Origin of the sequence: Harryflintia acetispora (assembly GCA_004340125.1) — a bacterium.
GTDB classification, from domain to species: Bacteria; Bacillota; Clostridia; order Oscillospirales; family Ruminococcaceae; genus Harryflintia; species Harryflintia acetispora.
The window spans coordinates 16219-40060 of record SLUK01000016.1 but is presented as its reverse complement, the minus strand read 5'-3'; the positions used below and the strand labels follow the sequence as shown (position 1 = coordinate 40060).

At 60.7% G+C, this 23842-nt stretch carries 25 protein-coding genes; 6 read left to right on the top strand and 19 right to left on the bottom strand.

Features of this window, described 5'->3' with window-relative positions:
* The 5 genes from EDD78_RS13590 to EDD78_RS13570 all read right to left on the bottom strand — a co-directional run.
* Window positions 1–1061, bottom strand: a 1061-nt coding sequence (locus tag EDD78_RS13590) for an Ig-like domain-containing protein (protein WP_207668685.1), incomplete at its 3' end; no start/stop codon positions are given.
* Window positions 1058–1306, bottom strand: coding sequence for a hypothetical protein (locus tag EDD78_RS13585; RefSeq protein WP_132085294.1), 249 nt, complete (start codon window positions 1304–1306; stop codon window positions 1058–1060). The genes EDD78_RS13585 and EDD78_RS13590, both read right to left, overlap by 4 nt.
* A 231-nt stretch (window positions 1307–1537) precedes the next feature.
* Entirely contained in the window at window positions 1538–1957 is a 420-nt protein-coding gene (locus tag EDD78_RS13580) for a fungal specific transcription factor domain-containing protein (RefSeq protein ID WP_132085293.1), read from the bottom strand.
* A 15-nt stretch (window positions 1958–1972) separates the two neighbouring features.
* Window positions 1973–2413 (bottom strand): hypothetical protein, encoded by a 441-nt coding sequence (locus EDD78_RS13575; protein ID WP_079700106.1) that lies wholly within the window; start codon window positions 2411–2413, stop codon window positions 1973–1975.
* The gene (locus EDD78_RS13570; RefSeq protein ID WP_079700107.1) at window positions 2410–2613 is read right to left on the bottom strand and encodes a helix-turn-helix transcriptional regulator; all 204 of its coding nucleotides are present in this window, start codon (window positions 2611–2613) and stop codon (window positions 2410–2412) included. The genes EDD78_RS13575 and EDD78_RS13570 overlap by 4 nt, the downstream gene beginning before the upstream one ends.
* Before the next feature lie 185 nt (window positions 2614–2798).
* Between EDD78_RS13570 and EDD78_RS13565 the strand changes: the two genes are divergently transcribed.
* The 4 genes from EDD78_RS13565 to EDD78_RS13550 all read left to right on the top strand — a co-directional run bounded on the left by EDD78_RS13565 (window position 2799) and on the right by EDD78_RS13550 (window position 5063).
* A complete protein-coding gene (locus tag EDD78_RS13565) occupies window positions 2799–2984 on the top strand; it encodes a spore coat protein (RefSeq protein ID WP_132085292.1) in 186 nt (61 codons plus the stop codon).
* 16 nt (window positions 2985–3000) lie between these two features.
* On the top strand, window positions 3001–3273 hold the full coding sequence (locus EDD78_RS13560; RefSeq protein ID WP_079700109.1) for a spore coat protein: 273 nt from the start codon (window positions 3001–3003) through the stop codon (window positions 3271–3273).
* A 296-nt stretch (window positions 3274–3569) separates the two neighbouring features.
* Window positions 3570–4331: a TSUP family transporter gene (locus EDD78_RS13555; RefSeq protein ID WP_341456001.1), complete on the top strand. Its 762-nt coding sequence runs from the start codon at window positions 3570–3572 to the stop codon at window positions 4329–4331.
* Between the two features lie 30 nt (window positions 4332–4361).
* Window positions 4362–5063, top strand: coding sequence for an HAD family hydrolase (locus EDD78_RS13550; protein ID WP_165873238.1), 702 nt, complete (start codon window positions 4362–4364; stop codon window positions 5061–5063).
* 258 nt (window positions 5064–5321) lie between these two features.
* On the opposite strand, the gene EDD78_RS13545 is transcribed toward EDD78_RS13550, so the two are convergent.
* Both EDD78_RS13545 and EDD78_RS13540 read right to left on the bottom strand, forming a co-directional pair.
* The gene (locus EDD78_RS13545; protein WP_132085295.1) at window positions 5322–5888 is read right to left on the bottom strand and encodes a chromate transporter; all 567 of its coding nucleotides are present in this window, start codon (window positions 5886–5888) and stop codon (window positions 5322–5324) included.
* Window positions 5888–6463, bottom strand: coding sequence for a chromate transporter (locus EDD78_RS13540; protein ID WP_132085290.1), 576 nt, complete (start codon window positions 6461–6463; stop codon window positions 5888–5890). Before EDD78_RS13540 ends, EDD78_RS13545 begins: the two co-directional genes overlap by 1 nt.
* Window positions 6464–6572: 109 nt before the next feature.
* Between EDD78_RS13540 and EDD78_RS13535 the strand changes: the two genes are divergently transcribed.
* Window positions 6573–7469 (top strand): LysR family transcriptional regulator, encoded by an 897-nt coding sequence (locus EDD78_RS13535; RefSeq protein ID WP_132085289.1) that lies wholly within the window; start codon window positions 6573–6575, stop codon window positions 7467–7469.
* Window positions 7470–7519: 50 nt separating this feature from the next.
* On the opposite strand, the gene EDD78_RS13530 is transcribed toward EDD78_RS13535, so the two are convergent.
* The 11 genes from EDD78_RS13530 to EDD78_RS13480 form a co-directional block, all read right to left on the bottom strand.
* Window positions 7520–8260 carry a hypothetical protein gene (locus tag EDD78_RS13530; protein WP_132085288.1) on the bottom strand — a complete coding sequence of 247 codons (741 nt, stop codon included), beginning with the start codon at window positions 8258–8260 and terminating at the stop codon, window positions 7520–7522.
* 113 nt (window positions 8261–8373) lie between these two features.
* Window positions 8374–10263 (bottom strand): glycogen synthase GlgA, encoded by a 1890-nt coding sequence (gene glgA, locus EDD78_RS13525; RefSeq protein WP_132085287.1) that lies wholly within the window; start codon window positions 10261–10263, stop codon window positions 8374–8376.
* A gap of 101 nt (window positions 10264–10364) precedes the next feature.
* Window positions 10365–11486 carry a glucose-1-phosphate adenylyltransferase subunit GlgD gene (gene glgD, locus EDD78_RS13520; protein ID WP_132085286.1) on the bottom strand — a complete coding sequence of 374 codons (1122 nt, stop codon included), beginning with the start codon at window positions 11484–11486 and terminating at the stop codon, window positions 10365–10367.
* Entirely contained in the window at window positions 11486–12700 is a 1215-nt protein-coding gene (locus EDD78_RS13515) for a glucose-1-phosphate adenylyltransferase (RefSeq protein ID WP_132085285.1), read from the bottom strand. Before EDD78_RS13515 ends, glgD begins: the two co-directional genes overlap by 1 nt.
* Window positions 12697–14649: a 1,4-alpha-glucan branching protein GlgB gene (gene glgB / locus EDD78_RS13510; protein ID WP_286170911.1), complete on the bottom strand. Its 1953-nt coding sequence runs from the start codon at window positions 14647–14649 to the stop codon at window positions 12697–12699. The genes EDD78_RS13515 and glgB overlap by 4 nt, the downstream gene beginning before the upstream one ends.
* Window positions 14650–14991: 342 nt before the next feature.
* Window positions 14992–16746 carry an NADH-dependent [FeFe] hydrogenase, group A6 gene (locus tag EDD78_RS13505; RefSeq protein WP_132085283.1) on the bottom strand — a complete coding sequence of 585 codons (1755 nt, stop codon included), beginning with the start codon at window positions 16744–16746 and terminating at the stop codon, window positions 14992–14994.
* 17 nt (window positions 16747–16763) lie between these two features.
* Window positions 16764–18551, bottom strand: a complete 1788-nt coding sequence (nuoF, locus tag EDD78_RS13500; RefSeq protein ID WP_132085282.1) for an NADH-quinone oxidoreductase subunit NuoF — start codon at window positions 18549–18551, stop codon at window positions 16764–16766.
* A gap of 12 nt (window positions 18552–18563) precedes the next feature.
* A complete protein-coding gene (locus EDD78_RS13495; RefSeq protein WP_079700120.1) occupies window positions 18564–18935 on the bottom strand; it encodes a (2Fe-2S) ferredoxin domain-containing protein in 372 nt (123 codons plus the stop codon).
* A 1-nt stretch (window position 18936) separates the two neighbouring features.
* Window positions 18937–19491 (bottom strand): ATP-binding protein, encoded by a 555-nt coding sequence (locus EDD78_RS13490; RefSeq protein WP_079700121.1) that lies wholly within the window; start codon window positions 19489–19491, stop codon window positions 18937–18939.
* A 6-nt stretch (window positions 19492–19497) separates the two neighbouring features.
* Complete coding sequence (nuoE, locus tag EDD78_RS13485; RefSeq protein ID WP_079700122.1) at window positions 19498–19998, bottom strand: NADH-quinone oxidoreductase subunit NuoE; 501 nt, start codon at window positions 19996–19998, stop codon at window positions 19498–19500.
* Window positions 19999–20473: 475 nt separating this feature from the next.
* Window positions 20474–20656, bottom strand: a complete 183-nt coding sequence (locus EDD78_RS13480) for a hypothetical protein (protein ID WP_079700123.1) — start codon at window positions 20654–20656, stop codon at window positions 20474–20476.
* A 352-nt stretch (window positions 20657–21008) separates the two neighbouring features.
* On the opposite strand from EDD78_RS13480, the gene EDD78_RS13475 reads away from it, so the two are divergent.
* Window positions 21009–21287, top strand: a complete 279-nt coding sequence (locus EDD78_RS13475; RefSeq protein ID WP_132085281.1) for a helix-turn-helix domain-containing protein — start codon at window positions 21009–21011, stop codon at window positions 21285–21287.
* 353 nt (window positions 21288–21640) lie between these two features.
* Here the strand turns inward: EDD78_RS13475 and EDD78_RS13470 are convergent, their stop codons facing one another.
* A complete protein-coding gene (locus tag EDD78_RS13470; RefSeq protein WP_079700126.1) occupies window positions 21641–23749 on the bottom strand; it encodes a polyribonucleotide nucleotidyltransferase in 2109 nt (702 codons plus the stop codon).
* Window positions 23750–23842 lie beyond the last annotated feature (93 nt).

Sequence of the window (23842 nt, the reverse complement as noted above, 5' to 3'; positions counted from 1 at the left end):
GTGCTGGGCAGCACCGAAACGCTCTGGACCTGCACCACCGTCACGGTGCAGGTGGCCTTATAGAACCCGCCCTTGTCCGTCACCGTGATGGTCGCACTCCCCGGCTGCTTGCCAAAGGCCGAGAGGTGGTAGACGTTGCCGCTCACCTTGGTCATATTGACCTGGTCCGGGCTGCTGTTCTCCCAGACCAGCTCGGTGCTGCCGTTGTCTCCCGTCAGGGTCGCGGTCAGCTCAAAGTCGGTCTCGGCCGCCGTGCCCCCGGTGAAGAGGGTCTTGCTCGCCGGGTTTAACCCGATTCCGGAAATCGGGACCACCGTCACCGTGCAGGAGGCGGAAACGGTATCCGGGGCGTCGTAGACGCTGGCCGTGATGGTCACGGTTCCTCCCGTGTTCCCCGTGACCATCCCCGTCACCGGGTCCACCGAAGCGATGGCTGGGTCGCTGCTCGACCAGAGCACCTCGGCGGCATAGCTCTGGGAGGTGGGGTTCTTGTCGGCGGTCAGCTGTACCGTCTGGCGCTCCCCACCGGTTTGCAGGTAAACCGTCTTATCCCCCACCGCCTCGCCCCCGGCCTTGATGGTCAGGCTCTCGATGGCCCGGTAGGTGTAGGATGAGGTCTTCGTTTTGGGCAGGTCGAAGCCGGCCCGGCCCGCCTTCGCGACAGGTGTGACCGAGATGGTGAAGCCGGTGTCCCGCTGCGGCGGGTCGCTGAAATACAGCTTGTAGCTGTAGACCTCCCCCGACACCTCGGGCTCTCCCGAGGCGGACAGCATGTCCGCCTCCCCGCCGCCCTCGGGCAGGGCGGTGACAGCGAAGCCTTCGATCCGGGCCGGGTCGTTATTCTTCACCGGCACCCGGATGAACTCGGGGCCCGCAGCGGCCCGCGCGCGGAAGAGGGAGATCTCCGGGGTGGGTATCTCCGGGTCGATCTCCGCGATTCCGGGCGGGGTGCTCCCCCCGAGGGTCGCGCCCGGGTCAACGGACGCTGCCGCCGCCCCGGCGACCGGGATCATCCCGGCCGCCAGACAGAACGCCAGCAGCAAAGCGGGAAGCCGCCTCATCTTTCCACCACGTCCTCATTGGCGGTGCTGATCTCACCGATCGAAAAGTCGTCCAGAGGCTTCTTCCCGCTCTCGGGCAGCTCGAAGCCGTACGCTTCCAGTTTTTCATACTCCGCTTCGGTGATGATCCCCCGCTCCAGCAGCCCGGCATAATACTCCCGCAGGCCGCTGCCGCCCACCGTGAAGCCGCCTAAAACGGTCAGCGCCAGCACGCACAGCAGCACCGCTATCGCTTTCTTTTTCATTCCAGTTCCCCCTTCAGATAAATGACCTCTAGCAAAGGTTGCTCGCGGTCATTCCCGCCCGGGGAACGGGACAAAAATTGGCCTTTTCCCTTGAAATCCATCCCAGTTCAGGATATAATTAGGATAAATCGGGAAGAGGCCGGCGGTATCCCCGCCGCTCTTCCTCTATATCTGCAAAAAGATGACCGTTAGTAACCTTTACTAACGGTCATCTTTTTCGTATGGCCAGGTTCAATATTTTTTCTGAAAGTACCGCCAAGCCCCCAGCATGGCAATCAGCATCCCGCAAACCACCATCGCCAGCGTGTCGGCGAGCTTCTCGTCACCCAAATACGCCGCGACCAGCACCCCGATCCCACAGCCAAAGATCCCGACATAGAACCCCATCGCATAGGACTTTTCCCGGATAAAGCGGGTGCGCTCCTCCTTCTCCCAGGTTTCGAGTTTGGCGGCCCGCTGCGGATCGCGGTAATAGCCCAGCGCCTGGAGCAGCCTAAGCACCCCGATTGCGGTCCAGCCGAAGCCGAAGCCCGCGACGGTCCCGACCGGGCCCGCGCCCTGCGGCAGCAGCCAGCTGCTCGCCAACACGCAGAGGCCCAGGACTAAAATAACAACGGCAAAGGTCAGCTTGCGTTTTACAAAACGGTTCATGTTCAGTCCCCCCAATTAGTAATGTGCTTTCAGCCTGCGGTAGATCACAATGCCCGCGATATAGAGAAAGAGCAGCAGGAAGCCGGAAAACAGGATCAGCCCCTTGCATTCGTAGGCGCCTGTCGCATCCAGGATGGCGAAGGTCACGTCGGCCAGCGCAAGGACGAGCAGCCCCAAAAGGTAGGTATACCGCCCAGCCTTGTCGCGCAGCCGTTCGTTGCGCTCGTCTTTTTGTTCGATCCGCTCCCTTTGGGCCCTCTCCCGGTAACGCGGCGCGTTTTGCGGCCTGCTCCAGTAAACGTATTTCCACAGCAGCACTCCGCCGGCGCCGATCCCCGCGCCCGCAAAGCCCGCCAGAAGTCCTGAAGCCTTTCCTTCGGCGAGCGCCGCCGCAAGCGCGCAGAGCAGCCCGGCCGCGAGATAGCAAAGCGAAATCCACAATACGTTCTTTTTCATGCTTCGTCCTCCTCAAAGATAAAGACCTCTTCGATCCGGCTGTCGAACACCTGCGCGATCTTGTGCGCCAGCAGGATCGAAGGGTTATAGCGCCCTCCCTCCAGGCTGATGATCGTCTGCCGGGTCACCCCCGTCGCCAGCGCCAGCTCCTCCTGGGTCATCTTTCGCTGCCGGCGCAGCTCCCCGATCCGGTTTTCCATTCTAATGCCCATCCCTTTCCCGAGCTTCTATCCATGCACCATGTTTGTCAAATTCACTTTACATTTGTAGTATAGCAGGCTTTACATTTTATGTCAAGTGTGTTTTACATTTATTATTCAGGAATATTTTACAGGGCGGCTGCAAAAAATAAGACCCGCAAGGAATTATGAAAGGATGTGGGCCCATGGCCGAACTGACCAGCAAGGAGCTGGGCGCGATCGAGGACCAGCTCTCGGTCGAACAGCTGCTCATCAAGAAGTACCAGATGTACTCCCAGACCTCAACCGATCCGCAGATCAAAATGAAGTGCGAGCAGATCGCCGCCAAGCACCAGAACCACTTTGACCGGCTGATGAACCAGCTGGGCTAGAAAGGAAGGGACCAGTATGAACCTGCCCCAGAGCCCCAATTTCGGGGACAAGGAAATGATGGACGACGCGCTCTCCTCCCAGAAATTCGTCACCGAGGGGTACAACACCTTCGCCAACGAGTGCTCCACCCCCGCGCTCAAAAGCGAGTTTATGAACCTGCTCAGCGAGGAGCACCAGATCCAGCACGAGATATTCATCGAGATGCAAAAGCGCGGCTGGTATCAAACCACCGCTGCCGACCAGAGCAAGATCAACCAGGCCAAGCAAAAATATCTTGCACAAAACTAAAATGCCCGCAGGCCCCATCCGCACCGGATGGGGCCTTGTTTTATCCGGTGGGGAAAGCCCATCCCGGGGTTTTCCCCACCGCGCTGCGCGCAGTTTCCCCTTTTGGGAAAGAAAAAAGGTTTGGAGGCTTTGCCTCCAAACCTCCACTTAAGGGCCGAAGGCCCTTAAGAATCCCAATATCCCAGCAAATCACATATCCCCCCAGATGGGGTCCGCTGCTTTACAGCTCCCGCGTTTTGTGCTAAGATGCAAGCGTTTTGAGCGGGCCGCCTTTCAGGCCCGCAGGATGGGGAGTGTTGGATTTGGAAACCTCGCTGAACATGTTCCTGATCGTCTGCCCTCTGGTCTTTCTGGCGGGGGTGGTGGATTCGATCGCCGGGGGCGGGGGGCTGATCTCCCTGCCGGCCTATCTCATCGCCGGGGTGCCGCCCCATCTGGCGCTGGGGACCAACAAGCTCTCCTCCGCCGTGGGTACAGTGGTTTCGACCGTGCGCTACTGCCGGAATATGCCGATCCGCCCGCTGCTGGCGCTGCTTTCCATCGCCTTCGCGCTGATAGGGTCGGTCTGCGGCTCCAACCTCGCGCTGCTGGCCGACGAAGGACTGCTGCGCAATTTGATGATTTTCGTGCTGCCGGTGGTGGCGGTGGTGGTCCTCTCCAACAAACGGGCGCCCGCGGCCGAGGAGTCCCCCTATTCCACCGCCCGGCTGGCCGCGTCCATGAGCGGGATCGCCTTCGTGATCGGCGGGTACGACGGCTTCTACGGGCCGGGAACCGGCACCTTCCTGCTCCTGCTCTTCATGGGGCTCTGCAAGCTCGGGGTGCGCCAATCCAGCGCCTATACCAAGGTGGTCAACCTCTCCTCCAACCTCGCCGCGCTCACCGTCTTTCTTTTGAGCGGCAAGGTGGTCGTGCCGCTGGGGCTGTGCGCCGCCGCCTTCTCGATCGCCGGGCATTACATCGGCGCGGGGATCGTGCTCAAAAGGGGCTACCGTGCGGTGCGCCCGGTTGTGCTGGTCGTGCTGGCCCTGCTCTTTATCAAGCTGGTCCTGGGGTAAGGTATAATCCCAAGAAAGGAGGGCGGAAGCTTGCATTACCGCTATATCATTTTTGACGTGGACGACACCCTGATCGACTATCAAAAAGCCGAACGGAACGTCTTTGCCCGGATTCTCGCCGACTACGCCCTGCCGATGGACGACGCCCTTTTTGATGAACTTTTAGATATTTCCTGGGACGAGTGGGCGCGCAGCGGGCTGCGGGACCTTTGCGACCCGGCGGTGCTGGACGATTACCACCCGCGCTACCGGCGCTATCTCCGGGACTTCTTTGCCCGCTTCGCCAAGCGGCTGGAGCTCCCCTTTGACGGGGAAGAGGGCCGCGCGCGGTTTCTCTCCTACTTCGCCCGGGAGCGCGAGACGGTGGCGGGCGCAGTCACAGTCTGTCAAACCCTGTCGCGGCGCTGCCGGCTCGCCGCGGCCACCAATGGGCTGATCGAGACCCAGCAGGTGCGCATAGAGCCGCTAATGGGGTATCTCGACCGTCTCTTCATCTCAGAGGCGCTGGGCTACATAAAACCCGATCCCCGTTTCTTTCAAAAGATGCTGGGGCTGCTCGGAGCCAAGGCCTCGGACTGCCTGATGGTCGGGGACTCGCTGCACACCGATATCAAGGGCGCGTGCGCCTGCGGGATGGACAGCTGCTGGCTGAATCCGGCGGGCCGCCCATCCAAAGAGGGGCTGGCGCCCACCTACACGATCACCCGGCTGCAGGAGCTATTGACGCTTTGAACCCAAAGGAGCCGGGGCCGCAGATTGCGGCAGCACCCATAAGGAAGTATGGCAGACAAAGTCTGCCATACTTTGGGGGGCGCAACGCCGCCTCCGTCAAAAAAAGAAGGGGGCCCCTTCCGGGAGCACCCATATGGAAGTATTGGAAGCGCAGTTTTCAATACTTTGAGAAGGGCGCAGCGTCAACCCCCGCCCTGAAGAAAAAAGGCGCGCCCTTTCTGCGGCCCCGGCTCTTTTTTTGCTGTAAAGGCGTTGCCTTTACGTCAGGAAATAATAGATCAGTCCCCCCACCGTCCCAGCGCCCAGCATGACGTAGATGGGATTGGGCTTGCGCAGCCGCAGCATCAGCAGGCAGGCGGCAAACAACCCCACTGCCCAAAAGTCGATGTCCGACGGCAGCAGGGAGAACACCCCGTCCTTCCAGAAGGCGAGCAGGATGATCGAAAGCCCGGCCGAGGCGATCAGCGCGACCACGCCCGGGCGCAGCCCGCTCAGCACACCTTGTATTAAATTTAGGTTTCTATACTTATAGTAAAAATAAGCGAGGGTCAAAACGATGATGATCGAGGGCGTCACGCAGCCGATGGTGGCCACGATCGCCCCGGGCAGCCCGCAGATCCTGGTGCCGACGAAGGTGGCCGCGTTGATGGCGATCGGGCCGGGGGTCATCTGGGAGATGGTGATCACGTCCACGAACTCCCCCATCGTCAGCCACCCGTGCAGCTCTACCACCTGGTGCCGGATCAGCGGCAGGGCGGCATAGCCGCCCCCGATCCCGAACAGGCCGATTTGAAAAAAGCTCCAACAGAGCTGGAGATATAACATCATGCCCGCCCCTTTCTTCTGCGCTGCCAGAGGGTGCGCGCCGCGCCCAGCACCCCGCAGCAGAAGATGATCAGCACGATGTTGACATCCAGCAGGGTGGAGGCGAAGAAGGCCCCGAACAGGATCAGCCACCCCATCACGCTGCGCTCGCGCGCCACCGCCTGGGTCATGGTGACCACCACATCGGCGATCACCGCCGCCACCCCCGCCTGCATCCCCTTCATCACGGCACTTACCGCCCGGCTGTCCCGGAAGGCGGTATAAAAACAGGAGATTACCGTCAAGGTGATCAGCGGCGGGAGCACTGTGGCCAGCACGGTGAGCAGGGCGCCGGGCACCCCCGCCAGCCGGTAGCCGATCAGGATCGCGGCGTTGACCGCCATCGCCCCGGGGGAGGACTGGGCAATCGCCGTCAGATCGAGCATTTCCTCCTCCTCGATCCAGCCGTACTGCTCCACGAATTTTTTGCGCATCAGCGGGATGATGACATACCCGCCCCCAAAGGTAAAGGCGCTCAGCGTGAAGGTGGAGGAAAACAATTTTAAGTAAAACTTCAGATCCTTGGTCTCGTTCATATGTTCCTTCCTCTCTGCTTCTTCCATTATACGCCTTGCGGCTTCATAATTATAATAGTATAATATTATCAGATTCATATTGATTTTATTATGATTCGAGGGGACGTCCATGACCCTGCGGCATCTGAAAATATTCGTTGCGGTCTGCGACTGCGGCGGGGTCACCCGCGCGGCGCGGCGCCTCTATCTGGCGCAGCCGGCGGTCAGCCTGGCGATCCATGAGCTGGAGCAGTATTACGGCGTCCCGCTCTTCGAGCGGCTCTCCCGCCGGCTCTACATCACCCCCGAGGGGGAGCGCCTGCTCTCCCTGGCGCGGCAGATCACCGCCCTCTTCGGCGAGGCCGAGCGCACCGTGCACGGGGACGGGCTCGGGCGGGTGCACATCGGCTCGAGCGTGACCATCGGCACCTGCCTCATGCCGGGGTATGTGCGCGCCTTCGAGGAGCGGTATCCCGGCACGCGGGTGCAGGTGACCATCGAAAACTCGGGCACGCTGGAGGAAAGGCTGCTGCAAAACGGGATCGACTTCGCCCTGATCGAAGGGGTGGTCCACACCCCGCAGATTGAGGCCGAACCATTTTTGGACGACGAACTGACCCTGGTCTGCCCGCCGGGGCATCCCTTTGCCCTGCGCGGACGGGCTACCCTTCAGGAGCTCGGGAACGAGCGGTGGCTGCTGCGGGAGCGGGGCAGCGGCACCCGCGAGCTGTTCGACAGCGCGCTGCTCACCAAGGGGCTGCGCCTGGAACCGATGTGGGAGAGCATCAATACCCGCTCGATCGTCAACGCCGTGCGCACGGGGCTGGGGGTCTCGGTGCTGCCCGCGGCGCTGCTGCGGCAGGATTTCGCGCGCGGCACGCTGGTGCGCGTCCCCATCGAGGGGCTGGACCTGCGCCGCAAGTTCCAGCTGCTGCGCCACCGCAGCAAAACCTTAAGTGGTGCGGCGCAAGCGTTTATCGCGCTGGTGCGGGAGCTTGGCGCCGCGCCGATGGACGATTTCCGCTGACGGGAAAGGGCCGCCGCACAAGCCGGTGCGGCGGCCCTTTTTTCTTGTCGTCAGAGCTGCGTAAAGTCGATTTCGATGTGGTTATACAGGATCTCCTTGATCATCAACCCGTACTCCCCTTTTGAAATCATGAAGTTGAGCGGGTCCTCCCGCCGGTATTCCTCATAGAGCGCGCGATACTCCGGCATGGCCCGCAAAAAGTTTTCCATCCCCTGCTGCGCCTTCTTGGCGTTGCCGAAGCAGAGCAGGAAATTGAGGTTGGTGACGAACCCCGCCTGCGGGGCAAAGCCCTCCCGCGCGACCTGGTCCACCAGCCCGATGAGCCCCTCTTCAAACCGCTCGAGGAAGGGATAGAGCCCCTCGGTGACCTGGTCGACGATCGAGCGGATCACCCGTTCGCGCTCCACCTCGAAGGTGACGTCGAACCGCTCGCTCTCCCCGCCGTCCACCAGGGCGCGCAGCGGCAGGGTGAGCACATTCCCGGCCTCCAGCTGATGGTTGGTGTCGGCATAGTTTTCCCGGTGCCACTGCGCCAGCCGGTCGGAGAAGATGTTCACATAGACGCCAAACTTGAGGGTGCTCGCCCCGTTGCAACGGAAATACACCCGGAAGGTAAAAGCCTTCCCCCGCAGCAGCAGCTCCCGCCGGATGGCCCTGCCCCGGATAAAGCCCCAGGGCGTCAGCTCCTGGGCCACACGGTAAAAGGTATGGTTGAACTTGTCCAGCGCATTGCTGTTTTCATTGAGCTCCACCGTCTTGTTCCGCGGTATCCGCCGGGTGTACGATTTCACGCTCTCTTCCCCTTCCTGCAGGCCGGTCGGCCCCAAGCCCTATAAAAAACATTATACCGGCCCTCCAAAAAAAAGCAAGGGCCCCGGCGCATGCCGGGGCCCTTGGAATACCGCTATTCGCCTTGTTTGGCTTTGTCCTTGGGAGTTGTCTTCTTCGCCGGGGCCTTGGCGGGCTTTTTTTCTGCCGCGGGCGCTTTCTCGAGCGCCGGGGCCGCTGTCTTCTTGGCGGCCGGCTTTTTGGCCGGGACCTTGGCGGGCTTTTTTTCGGCCGCGGACGCTTTCTCCGGCGCAGGTGTTTTCTCCGGCGCAGGCGTTTTCTCCTGCGTAGGCGCTTTCTCGAGCGCCGGAGCCGCCGCTTTCTTGGTGGGCTTCTTCGCCGGGGCCTTGGTAGACTTTTTTTCCGCTGCGGGCGCTTTCTCCCGCGCCGGGGCCGCTTTCTTGGCGGCGGGCTTTTTGGCCGGGGACCCCACGGGCTTCTTGTTCCCGGCGGGCTTTCCCAACGGCTGGATCGCCTGGGGAGAATTGCTCGCTTCCAGGCTCTTCTCCCGTTCGTGGATGGCCCGCTCGACCTCCTCCTCGCTTACCCCGGCCAGCGAGGCATAGAGCGAAGTATAGGCCCTGGCCGACTTGCGCCAGCTGAAATCGCATTCCATCGCGCGCTGCACGGCCGCCTCCCAGGCGGGCTTGTCATAATAGTGCGCCTGCGCGCGCTTGACCGCCCCGAACATATCGTGGGCGTTGTAGGTGGCGAAGGTGTAGCCGTTGCCCCCCTCGTCCCCCATGTCGGTGATCGAATCGGCCAATCCCCCGGTCTTGCGCACCACCGGGATGGCCCCGTAGCGCAGGGCCACCATCTGCGAGAGGCCGCAGGGCTCGCTCTTCGAGGGCATGAGGAAAATATCCGAGGCCGCATAGATTTTGCTGGCCAGCGCCGGATCGAAGGCGATGCGCACCGCCACCCTGTCCGGGTAGAGGGCCGCCATCTCGCCAAAGAAGCTCTCGTAGATATAATCCCCCGTACCGAGGACCACGACCTGCATCCCCTCCTCGATGATCTTACCGAAGATGTACTTGATCAGGTCCACGCCCTTGTGGGAGACCAGCCGTGAGACGATCCCGATGAGCATAGAGTCGCTGTTCTGGCTCAGCCCCAGCTCCTGCTGCAGGCGCTGCTTATTTACCGCCTTGCCCTGAAGCGCGCTATCCCGGTCGTAGTTCATATAGAGGTTTTGGTCTCCCGCCGGATCGTAGAAATGGGTGTCGATCCCATTTAATATCCCGCTGAGCTTGTAGCGCTGCTCGCGCAGGAAGCGGTCCAGCCCGTGGGCGTACCACTCGTCCAGAATCTCATATGCATAGGTCGGGCTGACGGTGGTCACCGCATTGGCCTGTTCGATGGCCCCCTTCATCATGTTGCAGCACCCGTCGTACATCAGGGTGCGCGCATAGCTCTTGGAAATCCCCAGTACATCCTCGATGATCTCAGCGGAATACTGCCCCTGGTACTGGATGTTGTGGATGGTGAAGACCGTCTTGATGCCGTGGTAGGGCTCCTCGCTGCGGTAGTAGCTGTTGAGATAGACCGGGATCATCGCCGTCTGCCAGTCGTTGCAGTGGATGACGTCGGGCGTCCAGTCGATGTGCGCGAGCATATCGACCACCGCCTTGGAGAAGAAGGCGAAGCGCTCGCCGTCGTCGTAAAAGCCGTAGAGCCCACCCCGGCGGAAGTAGTATTCGTTGTCGATGAGGTAATAGGTCACTCCGCCCTGACGCGCCTCGAACACGCCGCAGTACTGCCGCCGCCAGGCGAGGTTCACCGTGAAGTCGCAGAGAAAGCGCATTTCGGCGCGCTGCTCGGACGAGATGTCGCCGTAGAGCGGGATCACCACCCGGCAGTCCTGCCCGCAGGCGCTCACCGCCCCCGGCAGCGAGCCGGCGACGTCGCCCAAGCCCCCCGAGGCGATGAACGGGCGCGCCTCACTGGCCGCATACAAAATTTTCATAGAGTCATTCCTCCCTGTCAGCGTCCCCTTCCCACAGGCAAGGCCGCAGAGGAGCAAGCCCCCTGCGGCCGGCCGGGTGCGGCGGGGCCGCACGAGTTAAACTATACGATGCTGTTTTTGGCGATGATGACCGGGTAGGATTCCGGCCCCACCATGGTGCGTCCCGCTCGGATGACCACGTTCTTGTCGGTGATCACATGGTCCAGCGAGACGTTTTCGCTGACCATCGTATCCTGCATGAGGATGCAGTTCTTGACCACCGCGCCCTTGCCGATGTGCACGCCGCGGAAGATGATCGAGTTCTCCACCGTGCCGTCGATGATCGCCCCGTCGGCGATCATGCTGCCGCCCGCCTCGGCGCTCAGCCCATATTTTGCGGGCACCTCGTCGCGCACCTTGGTGTAGATCGGCCGCTCGCGCGGGAAGAGCTGGGCGCGCACCTGCGGGTCGAGCAGCTGCATATTCGCCTTATAGTAGCTCCTGATGCTGTTGATCTTGGTGCAGTAGCCGTCAAACTGCCAGGCATAGATGCGCATCTTGTTGCACTTGTCCTGCAGCACGCCCTTGGCGAAGCTGTAGATGCTGCGGCTCGTCCCCTCGGTGATCAGCTTTTCGAGCGCATCCTTGGCGACAATGGCGAAGTTGAGGTAGATGTTGTCCTCCCCCTGCACCGGCGGATGGATGAGCACCTCGTTGACCAGGTTGTTTTCATCCAGGCGCAGGACGGTGGTGTCCATCACCTGTTCGTCGGCCACCGTGTCCCGCTTATAGACCACCGTGATGTCCGCCGCCTTCTCGATGTGGGCCTTCATGATCTCGGAGAAATCGATGTTGGCCACCACGTCGCAGTCGGCGAGGATCACATACTTGGCGTCGCTGTGCTTGATATAGGTCAGCACCCCGGAGAGCGCCTCGAGCCGCCCGCGGTAGATCCCGGCGCTCGCATGCCCGAAGGGGGGCAGGATGCTCAACCCCCCGCGCTTGCGGGTGAGGTCCCACTCCCGCCCGGTGCCCAGGTGGTCCATCAGGGACTGGTAGTTGCTCTTGGTGATCACCCCGACGTCCGATATGCCGGAATTGGCCATGTTGGAAAGCACAAAGTCGATCAGCCGGTAGCGCCCGCCGAAGGGGACCGAGCCCATGGTGCGCTGCTCCGTGATCTCGGAGAGCATGTGGTCGTGCATATTGGAAAATACAATTCCCAAAGTTTTTTCACTGATCATCATTTCTCCCCCTTTGCCGAGTATTCCATCATAGCCTTTGCGGGTACGACCTGCCCGGGGGAAACGCTGACCTGCTCGCCGACGACGGTGATCCCCCAGTTTTCCTTATCCGGGGTGTCCTCGGGCCGGGCCCCCACCCGGGCGCCCTCGCCGATCGTCACGTTCTCGGCGATGATCGAATATTCCACCACCGCGCCGGCCTTGATGACCGAGCCCGGCATGATAATGCTGTCTCGCACCACCGCGCCCGGCTCCACCGTGACCCCGGCGAAGAGGATGGTGAAGTCGCACATCCCCTCGACAAAGCACCCCTCGGTCACCATCGAGTTCTGCACCCTGGCGCAGGGGGATATGTAATGCGGCGGCATGACCGGGTTGCGCGAAAAGATCTTCCACTGCGGGTCGTAGAGGGTGAGCGGAACGTTGGGATTTAAAAGGTCCATGTTGGCCTCCCACAGGCTGTCGATGGTCCCCACGTCCTTCCAGTACCCCTCGAAGGGATAGGCGTACATCTGCTCGCCCGCATCCAGCATGGCCGGGATGATGTTCTTGCCGAAGTCCTTCTGGGAGATCGGATCCGCCTCGTCGTCCTCGAGGTATTTCTTGAGCTTCTTCCAGGTGAAGATGTAAATCCCCATCGAGGCCAGATCGCTCTTGGGGTTTTGCGGCTTCTCCTCGAACTCGTAGATCTTCCCGTCCGGGTAGGCGTTCATAATCCCAAATCGGGAGGCCTCCTCCATCGGGACCTTGATGACCGCGATGGAGGCGTCCGCCTCCTTCTCCTTGTGGTAGGCGAGCATCTTGGAGTAGTCCATCTTATAGATGTGGTCGCCCGAGAGGATGACCACATACTCGGGGTCGTAGCGCTGGATGAACGAGATATTCTGATAGATGGCGTTGGCCGTGCCGGTGTACCAGTCCGAGCCCGAGCTCTTCTGATAAGGGGGCAGGACAAAGACGCCGCCGCTGATCCGGTCCAGATCCCACGGCTGCCCGTTACCGATGTACTCGTTGAGCACCAGCGGCTGGTACTGGGTGAGCACCCCCACCGTGTCGATCCCCGAGTTGACGCAGTTGGAGAGCGGGAAATCGATGATCCGGTATTTCCCTCCGTATGGCACCGCCGGCTTCGCCAGCCGCCGGGTCAGCGCGTAGAGCCGGCTGCCCTGGCCGCCCGCCAGGAGCATGGCGATCCATTCCTTTTTGTAATTCATATGTTGTCCCCCTTAGAGGTTTTTGATGTGTCTGGCAGGGCGGCCGGCGCGTCCTTGGGCAGGCGGCGCAGCCCCTTGAGATAGATGGTGCTCAGCGGCGGCAGGGTCAGCTCGATCGAGTAGTCGCTGCCGTGCATCGGGATTGGTTCGCAGAGGAGGTATTTCTCGTTGCGCAGCCCGGCCCCGCCGAAGCGCTCCTCGTCCGAGGAGAGGATTTCGGTATAGGCCCTGGCCTTTGGCACCCCGATCCGGTAATGCTCCCGCTTGACCGGCGTGAAGTTGCAGACAACGAGCACCTCGTGCCCCGCCTCGTCGATCCGGCGGTAGCTGATCACGCACTGGCGGCTGTCGTCCGGCACCGTCCACTGGAAGCCGTCCCAGCTCTGCTCGATCTCCCAGAAGGCCTTGGTCTTCTGGTAAAAGCGGTTCAGCTCCCGCACATAGGCCTGCAGCCCGCGGTGGCCGTCGTACTCCAAAAGGCTCCAATCCAGCTCCTGGGTGTAGTTCCACTCGATGAACTGCCCGAACTCCTGCCCCATAAACAGGAGCTTCTTGCCCGGGAAGGACATCATATAGCCGTAAAAGGCCCGCAGCCCCGCGAACTTCTGCTCGTACTCGCCGGGCATCTTGGAGATCATCGAGCATTTGCCGTGCACCACCTCGTCGTGCGAGATGGGGAGAACGAAGTTCTCCGAGAAGGCGTAGAACATCGGGAAGGTGAGCTTGTCATGGTTGTAGCTGCGGAAGATCGGGTCCAGCGAAAAATATTGCAGGATGTCGTTCATCCAGCCCATGTTCCACTTGAAGTTGAAGCCCAGCCCCCCCACCGAGGGCGGCCGGGTCACCAGCGGCCAGGCGGTGGATTCCTCGGCGATCATCAGCAGCCCCGGGTTCTCACAAAGGAGCGCCTCGTTGAGCTTGCGCAGAAAGGCGATTGCCTCCAGGTTCTCCTTGCCGCCCTTTTCGTTGGGCCGCCACTGCCCGCCCTGACGGCCGTAGTCGAGGTAGAGCATCGACGCCACCGCGTCCACCCGGATCCCGTCGATGTGGTACTGCTTGGCCCAGAACATCGCGTTGGAGATGAGGAAGCTCTCGACCTCCCCGCGGCCATAGTCGAAGACCATGGTGCCCCATTCCTTGTGCTCGCTTTTAAGCTCGTCCGCGTACTCGTAGCAGGGCCCGCCGTCGAACCGGTAGAGCCCGTGCGCATCCTTGGGGAAGTGGGCGGGCACCCAGTCGATGATCACGGCCAGCGAGTGGCGGTGGCAGTAGTCCACGAAGTACATGAAGTCCTTCGGCTCGCCGTAGCGGCAGGTGGGGGCGTAGTAGCCGGTCACCTGGTAGCCCCAGCTCCCGTCGTAGGGGTATTCGCTCACCGGCATGAGCTCGATGTGGGTGTACCCCATCCCCTTGACGTATTCCACGATCTCCTTGGCCTGCTCGCGGTAGGAGAGAAATTCCCCGTCCTCGGTGCGCTTGAAGGAGCCGAGGTGCAGCTCGTAGATGTTCATCGGTTTCGCGACCGGATTGCCCTGGGCGCGCTGCTCCATCCAGCGCTCGTCCCGCCAGCGGTAGCCGTCCAGGTCGTAGAGCTTGGAAGCGCCGCCGATCTCCCGCTCGAAGTAGTAGCCGTAGGGGTCGGACTTGTAGCGCTCCTCCCCCTCGGCGGTGGTCACGCAAAACTTGTAGTTCTGCCCCTGCTCGCCCCCGGGCAGGAAGAGCTCGTATATGCCCCCCTCGCTGACCCGTTTCATCGGGGCGGCCAGCGGGTCCCATCCGTTAAAGTCGCCGGCCACCGAAACCGCCAGCGCGTTGGGCGCCCAGACGCGGTAGACCCATCCGTCCTTCCCGCGGCGGCGGGCGGGATGCGCGCCCATATATTCATGGGCATTGTAGTAGGTTCCCTGATGAAACAGGTAAATTCTGCCTTCATCCTTACTCTTGCCCATCGTCATCACATCTCCTTTTTCTGGCTGTGTCCTTATCATATCATCTTTCCAGTTCTCTTTCAACCACTTTTTCGTCATTTTCGTAAATATAGTGTTAATAATTGTTATGATATTTGTATAATCTATACACATTAATTTCAAGTCATTTCCAGATTAGCCCGCCGCCCCGGCCGGCCCTTTGCCCGCCTCGGGCAGACGCGGCAGGCCCCCTGCAGGCCCGTCCGATATTCCATTATACTCGCGGCAGGGTGTCGAATATGTCAAAATCAAAGCCCGAATTCCCAATAAATTCCTTTGAGCGCAAGAAAAGGCCCCCGCCGAAGCGGGGGCCCGAAGGTCCTTTTATTTCTTGTAGGCAAACTTCTCACGCGGCTTGTAGCTGGTGTGCAGCACCTTGTGGGCCGTGTGGCTGCCGGGCTTCTGGAGGAACTCCTTGTAAAGCTCCTGGATGGCCGGGTTCTCGTGGGATTTGCGCAGCTCCATGTCCTTGTCCTCGCCGTAGAGGGCGCTGGCGCGCAGCGCCTTGAGGTCGGTGAAATTGCGCACCGAGGCGGGCTGGATGGGCTGGCCGCCGCCGTTGACGCAGCCGCCCGGGCAGGCCATGATCTCGATGAAGGTGTAATCCTTCTCGCCGCTCTTGACCGCGTCGAGCACCTTGCGGGCATTGGAAAGGCCGCTGGCGACGGCAACCTTGACCTCAAGATCGCCCACCTTGTAGCTGGCTTCCTTGATTCCCGCCGTGCCGCGCACGTCGTTCCACTCGAGCGTGGTGGCCTTCTCGCCGGTGATCCACTCGGTGGCGGTGCGCAGCGCCGCCTCCATTACGCCGCCGGTCGCGCCGAAGATATGCCCGGCGCCCGAGCCGATCCCGAGCGGGTTGTCGAAGTCCTCGTCCGGCAGGTTGACAAAGTCGATCCCCGCCTGGTTAATCATCCGCCCGAGCTCGCGGGTGGTGATGGCGATGTCCACGTCCGGCACGCCGGCGGCGGACTGGTCGTCCCGCCCGATCTCGAACTTCTTGGCAGTGCAGGGCATGACCGAGACGCTCACGATGTCCTTCGGGTCGATCCCGTTCTTCTCGGCGTACCAGGTCTTGACAATCGCGCCGAACATCTGCTGCGGGCTCTTGCAGCTGGAGAGGTTCTCCAGCATGTCGGGATAGTACATCTCGCAGAAGTTGATCCAGCCCGGGGAGCAGGAGGTGATCATCGGCAGCTTGCCGCCGTTCTTCACCCGCTCGACGAGCTCGTTGGCCTCTTCCATGATGGTCAAATCGGCGCCGAAGTCGGTGTCGAACACCTTATCGAAGCCCAGGCGGCGCAGGGCCGCAGCCATCTTGCCCTGCACATTGGTGCCGATGGGCATGCCGAACTCTTCGCCGAGGGTGGCGCGGATGGAGGGCGCGGTCTGGACCACGACATGCTTCGCCGGGTCGCGCAGCGCCTCGAGGATCTTCGCGGTGTCGTCCTTCTCACCGATGGCGCCCACCGGGCAGACGGTGATGCACTGTCCGCAGGAGACGCAGGGGGTCTCGGCCAGATCGAGCTCGAAGGCGCAGCCGATGTGGGTGTCGAAGCCGCGCTCGTTGGCACCGATCACGCCGACCTCCTGGTTGGCCTTACAGACCGCCACGCAGCGGCGGCAGAGGATGCACTTATTGTTGTTGCGCCACATGTGCGCGGCGCTCTCGTCGATGTCGTACTTGGTGTTGGCGCCGGCCCAGGCGGTCGGATCGCCGAGGCCGTACTCGAGCGAGAGCTTCTGCAGCTCGCACTTGCCGCTGCGCACGCAGTACAGGCAGGTCTTCTCATGGTTGGAGAGGATCAGCTCGAGGGTCATCTTACGCGACTCGTAGATCTTCTGCGAGTTGGTGACGACCTCCATCCCCTCCGAGACCGGGTAGACGCAGGCGGCCACCAGGCTGCGCGCACCCTTGACCTCGACCACGCAGATGCGGCAGGCGCCGATCTCGTTGATGTCCTTCAGGTAGCACAGCGTCGGGATGTCGATCCCGTTTTGCTTGGCCGCCTGGAGGATCGTAGTACCCTTCGGCACGCTGAGCGGCATACCGTTGATTTTTATATTCACCATTTCCATCTTGCGGTTGACCTCCTTTAATGCTTCTCGATCGCGCCGAACTTACATTTCTCGATACAAGCGCCGCACTTGATGCACTTGCTGCGGTCGATGATGTGCGGCTCCTTGACGTTGCCGCTGATCGCGCCGACCGGGCAGTTTCTCGCGCAGAGGGTACAGCCCTTACACTTGTCCTCGCGGATGTAGAAGTTGAGCAGATCCTTGCACACGCCCGCCGGGCAGCGCTTCTCTACGATGTGGGCCACATATTCGTCACGGAAGAAATGCAGGGTGGACAGGACCGGGTTCGGGGCGGTCTGTCCGAGGCCGCACAATGCGTTGTCCTTGATGTAATGGGCGAGCTTTTCGAGGCGGTCGATGTCCTGCATGGTCGCCTTGCCCTTGGAGATCTTGTCGAGGATTTCATACATCCTCTTGGTGCCGATCCGGCAGGGGGTGCACTTGCCGCAGCTCTCGTCCACGGTGAACTCGAGGAAGAACTTGGCGATGTCCACCATACAGGTGTCCTCGTCCATGACGATCAGGCCGCCCGAGCCCATCATCGAGCCGATGGAGAGCAGGTTGTCGTAGTCGATCTCGATGTCCATGTGCTCGGCCGGGATGCACCCGCCCGAGGGGCCGCCGGTCTGGGCGGCCTTGAACTTCTTGCCGCCCGGGATGCCGCCGCCGATCTCCTCGATGATGGTGCGCAGGGTGGTGCCCATCGGCACCTCGACGAGGCCGGTGTTGTTGATCTTGCCGCCGAGCGCGAACACCTTGGTGCCCTTGCTCTTCTCGGTGCCCATCGAGCTGAACCACTCAGGGCCGTTTAAGATGATCTGCGGGATGTTGGCATAGGTCTCGACGTTGTTGAGGACCGAGGGCTTGCCGAACAGGCCCTTCTCCGCCGGGAAGGGCGGACGGGGCCGCGGCTCGCCGCGCTTGCCCTCGATCGAGGTCATCAGGGCCGTCTCCTCGCCGCAGACGAAGGCGCCGGCGCCCAGCCGGATGTCGAGGTCGAAGTCAAAGCCGCTGCCGAAGATGTCCTTGCCGAGGAAGCCCATCTCGCGCGCTTCGCCGATGGCGATCTGCAAGCGCTTGACCGCGATCGGGTACTCGGCGCGCACGTAGACGTAGCCCTGGGAGGCGCCGATCGCGTAGCCGGCGATGGTCATGGCCTCGATGAGGACGTTCGGGTCGCCCTCGAGGATCGAGCGGTCCATGAACGCGCCCGGGTCGCCCTCGTCGGCGTTGCAGCAGACGTATTTCTGGTCGGCGTCATTCTTGGCCGCGAAGCTCCACTTGAGCCCGGTCGGGAAGCCCGCGCCGCCGCGCCCGCGCAGCCCGGAGGCCTTGATGGTGTCGATCACCTGCTCGGGGGTCATCTCGGTGAGGACCTTGCCCAGAGCCTGGTAGCCATCGTAAGCTATGTACTCGTTGATGTTTTCGGGGTCGATCACGCCGCAGTTCTTGAGCGCGACGCGCTTCTGCTTCTTATAGAAGTCGGTATGGTTGAGGCTCTTGATGGTATCCTCGGTGACGGTCTCCTGATAGAGCAGGCGGGTCACGATCCGCCCCTTCAAGAGGTGCTCGGAGACGATCTCCGGGATGTCCTCGGGCTTGACCATCGAATAGAAGGCGCCCTCGGGATAAACGATCATGATCGGGCCCAGCGCGCACAGGCCGAAGCACCCGGTCTTGATCACCTTAATTTCATTCTGCAGCCCGGTTTTTTCGAGCTCGCCTTCCAGCGTTTTTATAATCTGCTCACTGCCGGAAGAGGTACAGCCGGTACCACCGCAGACAAGCACATGTGAACGATACATCGCACTTCCTCCTTACTTCGCGTTCGCGCCGATGGTATATTCGGTAACCACGTTGCCGTTGACCAGATGGTCGTTTACCACCTGCACTGCCTTCTCCGCGGTCATTTTGACGTAGGTGACCTTCTCCTGGCCGGGCATGAACACCTCGACCACCGGCTCATACTGGCAGATGCCGATGCAGCCGGTCTGCCCGACGGCCACGTTCTGCAGCCCGCGCTTGGCGACCTCGTCGGTGAACGCCTGGAGCACCGGGCGCGCGCCGGCGGCGATCCCGCAGGTGGCCATGCCGACCACGACGCGGATAGACGCATCGTCCTCATCGCGGATGCCCATGTTGCCCTTCATCTTATCCCGCAACGCCTGTAACTCTGCTAAGCTTTTCATATCAGATGGTTCCTCCTTGGATTTCATTTAAATGTTCGAGGATATACTCTTTGATGAACCCGATCACCTCGGGGGCGGACAAGGGGATTCCCTCGAGGACCTGCCGAAACTCCCGGGTATCGGCCGCAAACTCCCCCGCCGCGGTTTTATGGGAGTAAACAAAGTCGATGTCGGGATTGCACTGGATCAGGGAGGTGACGGTGGAGGCGACGTCCCCAAGCGGGGTACGGTCGATATTATGTAATCCAAGCCGTGCCGTCACGGTGGTGCCCACGCCGGGCTGTGAGCGGATGTCAAAGGAACCGCCCGTCATTTCGCAGGCCATTTTCAAAAACGGAACGCCCAGCCCCACCTTCCGGGTGGTGCGGGTGGTATAAAACGGGTCGGTCACCCGATCCACCTGCTGGGGCGTCATGCCGCAGCCGTTGTCCCCGATGGCAATGATCAAGAGGTCCTCCTGCTCGTCCTCCTCCACGGCAATGGTGATGAGGGACGCGCCGGCCTTGACCGAGTTCTGCGCAACATCCAGGATGTTGAGCGAAAGTTCCTGCATCATAGGCGGTTAACGGTCCGCGTATTTCGCCAGGATGTCATCCACGTCGTCGGGTTTAAGTCTGCCATAGACCTCGTCGTTGATGGTAAGGACGGGGGCCAGGCCGCAAGCGCCGATACAGCGGCAGGCTTCGAGGGAGAACTTACCGTCGGCGGTACACTCGCCGCCCTTGATGCCGAGCGCCTCAGACAGGCGTGCATAGACGTCGCCGGAGCCCTTGACGTAGCAGGCGGTGCCCAGGCAGACCGAGATTTTGTACTTGCCCTTGGGGTTGAGGGTGAACTGGGCATAGAACGTTGCGACGCCATAGACCTCTTCGAGCGGGATGCCGAGGCCATCGGCGACCATCTTCTGCACCTCGATGGGCAGGTAGCCATAGATTTCCTGCGCCTCCTGCAGGACGGGCATGAGCGCACCCTGCTGGTCCTTATGCGCGGCAATCGCTTGTTTGAGCTGCTCCTCCTGTTCTTTTGTGCCGGAGAACGGGATGGAACTGATGGTGTTTGCCATATCTGAATTACCTCCTTGCGAGAATACAGGCCGCCGTGTCAAAAATTTAACAAAGCGACCGCTCTTACGAAATCATTATAACAGAAATGGTCTTGTAAAGTCTATGGTAAGAAAGAGAAAACGCGTTAAAATTTTCATAAAACCTAGCCAAACGGGAGGATTTTTGTTAAAGAATCTACAATCTTTGGCAAAATTCAGGAAAAAGCCCCAATAATTTACCAGATGAATTCAGAAATCAAGGGATTCTCAAGGGTTCTCGACCCTTGAGCGGGCGGCAAGCTGCCGCCGCCTATTTGCGAAAGGACTAGCGTACGGGCGGCAAAGCTCAGCCCGCGGCGGCAAGCTGCCGCCGCCTATTCGCGAAAGGACTAGTTTGCAACACGAAAATGCTCAGCCCGCGTTTTTAACAAGAGGGTACCAAGGGGGAGGCGCCCCTTTGGGCTCGAGCAGGGCAAAATAATAGGAAGCGTAGAGCCTAAAGGGTTTTCTTTTCATTCTGTCTTTTCTCCACTGCGCAGATGTGCCGCATAAGAACAAAATTTATGTACTGCGAAAAGTTCCTTCCGTCCATACGGGCGTACTGGGTAATTTTATCTACAACATCGCTATCCAATGTGATGCTGACTTTTTCTTTTAACGGACTGGTAACTGGGCTCATCGTTTCCCCTCCTTGCGTGTAATTTTACAACCCGCTAGCTGCATTTCTATTGCAACTTTCTCTTGGGTGAGCTTCTTGCTCTTTCTTAGCCGCCTCAAATTAGAGCCAATATTTATATCTTGACGAATCTTATTCATATTACCAAACCTTTTGCTCAATATCAGTTGCATTTGAGTCTAGTATATGGGAATATAAAGAAATTTAAGCTCAATATATTGAGCAAATCAAAAAAAGAGGGCAGCATTTTGAAAAGAAAACCCTTTAGGCTCTACGGTTCCTATTATGTTGCCCTGCTCGAGCTCTTGGCCCTGCTCAGGGGCTGTACCATTCAAATCGAAAAGGAGGTATCCCCATGTGCGCTCACAAACGTGCCGACTGCGGCCACATCATCTTCGACCCCGACGAGGTCATGCGCAGGCAGAGCACCAACGATGCCGAGCTCTGCGAATACGCCCGAATCCGTCCCGAACAGCTCCGCCACTACCGTCAGGACAAGATAAAAAAGCTCTCCCACGATTTCGTCGCCCGCCTGTGCTACGTGCTCGAATGCCAGTTTACCGACATTTTCCACTATCTCCCGCCCGCTGGTGATTCTGCCTGCGCCGGAGAGCAGGACGCTCCCGGGGAGTAGGCTTTTTAAGGGGAACCCCCTCTTGGGGGTTCCCCGTCAAACCTTCCACTGGAAGGTTTGCCTCCCCTCCCCGCGCCTCGCTGCGCTTTAAGGCCGTGGGGCGCTGCCCCACACCCCGCTCAAGGGTCAAGAACCCTTGAGAATCCCTTTATTCAGAACGCGGGCTGAGCACTTCTGCTTTGGATCTAGTTCTTTCGCGAATCGGGAGCGGCGGCTCGCCGCACAGAAAAACGCGGTGGATTTCTCCACCGCGTTTTTTATTTGTCCTTCTCTTTTCTCACATTCAGGACGCGGGCTGAGCATGGCCGCCCTGCACGCTAGTCCTTTCGCGAATCGGGGGCGGCACCTTGCCGCTATTGTTTCATCTCAGACAATTTCTTGAGCGCGTCCCTGCGCGAGAGGTTGATCCGGCCCTGTGGGTCGATCTCGGTCACCATCACCACGATCTCGTCGCCCACATTCACCACGTCCTCTACCTTCTCCACACGGTGATCCTCCAGCTTCGAGATGTGGCACAGGCCCTCCTTGCCCGGAGCGATCTCCACAAATGCGCCGAAGGTCATGATCCGCGTGACCTTGCCCTTGTAGAGCGTGCCCGGCTCGGGATCGTTCACGATCGTGTTGATTACGTTGATCGCGCGGCGGGCGTTCTCAATGTCGATCGCCGAGACGAAGACGCTGCCGTCCTCCTCGATGTCGATCTTCACGTCGCACTCGGCGCAGATCTTCTGGATCACCTTGCCGCCCGCGCCGATCACCTCGCGGATCTTATCCACGTCGATCTTCAGCGAAAGCATCTTGGGCGCGTACTTGGAAAGCTCGGCGCGCGGCTCCGGAATCACCGGCAGCATCACGTCGTTCAGGATGTGCATGCGCGCCTTGCGGGTCTTCTCGAACGCCTCGCGGATGATATCGATGGTCAGGCCGTCCACCTTGATGTCGACCTGGATGGCGGTGATGCCCTTCTCGGTGCCGCCCACCTTGAAGTCCATGTCGCCGAAGAAGTCCTCCAGACCCTGGATGTCCACCATGGTCATCCAGCTGCCGTCCTCGTCGGTGATCAATCCGCAGGAGATGCCCGCGACCGGCGACTTGATCGGCACGCCCGCGTCCATCAGCGCCAATGTTGAGGCGCAGATCGAACCCTGGGAGGTCGAGCCGTTCGAGGAGAGCACCTCGCTGACCAGGCGCAGCGCGTAGGGGAATTCCTGCACCGGCGGGATCACCGGCAGCAGCGCACGCTCGGCGAGCGCCCCGTGCCCGATCTCGCGGCGGCCCGGGCCGCGGCTCGGCCGGGTCTCACCCACCGAGTAGGAGGGGAAGTTGTACTGATGCATGTAGCGCTTGGTGTCCTCGTTGTCGATCCCGTCGAGCATCTGCGCGTCGGATACCGGGCCGAGGGTCACCACCGTCAGCACCTGGGTCTGGCCGCGGGTGAACATACCCGAACCGTGGACCCTGGGCAGCAGCCCGACCTGCGCGTTGAGCGGGCGGATTTCATCGAGGCCTCTGCCGTCCACCCGCTTGCCCTGCTTGAGCCAGTCGCGCACCACGGTCTTCTGCAGCTTATAGATCGCCTCGTCGATGATCGCGCCCTGCTCGGGGTACTCCTCATCGAATTTCGCATGGATGTCCTCGATCACCGGCGCGAGGTTCTGATCCCTGACGTTCTTGTCGTCCGAAAGCAGCGCCTCGGCCACCTTCTCGCGGGCGTAGTCCGAAATCGCGTCGAACATCTCGTGCGGGACTTCCTTGCTCTCGAAGCTAAACTTCGGCTTGCCGATCTCCTTCTGCACGTCCGCGATGAAGGCGACCATCTTTTTGAGCTCGGCGTGCGCCGTCTCGATCGCGCACAACATGGTCTCATCCTCGACCTCGTTGGCGCCCGCCTCGATCATCACGATCTTTTCGGCCGAGGCCACCACGGTCAGGTCGAGGTCGGTCTTCTCGCGCTGCGCCTCGTTGGGATTGACGATGATCTCACCGTCCACCAGCCCCACGTTGCACCCGGCCAGCGGCCCCTTCCAGGGGATGTCCGAGATCGAGAGGGCAAACGAGGTGCCGCACAGGCCGCACACCTCGGGCGAGAAATCGGGATCGGCGGACAGCACGGTGATCACCACCGAGACGTCGTTGCGCATATCCTTGGGGAAGAGCGGGCGGATCGGGCGGTCCACCATCCGGGAGGCGAGGATCGCCTTCTCGGTCGGGCGGCCCTCACGGCGCATGAAGCTGCCGGGGATCTTGCCCACGGCGTAAAGCTTCTCCTCGAAGTCCACCGAGAGCGGGAAGAAATCGATCCCGTCGCGCGGCTTCTTGGACGCGGTGACGTTGACCAGTACGGTGGTCTCGCCGTAGCGCACCAGGCAGCTGCCGTTCGACAGCCCGCACATCATGCCGGTTTCAAAGGTCATTTCATGACCGGCAAAGGTGGTCTTATAGACCTTGTGATTTTCAAACATTCTTTTGCCTCCTGTTCGTTTATCGACGCGATCACTCGCGCGCTGTTTTGCAGGCGGCAGGGGGATTTAGCAATAAATCCGGCCTCCGAGGGC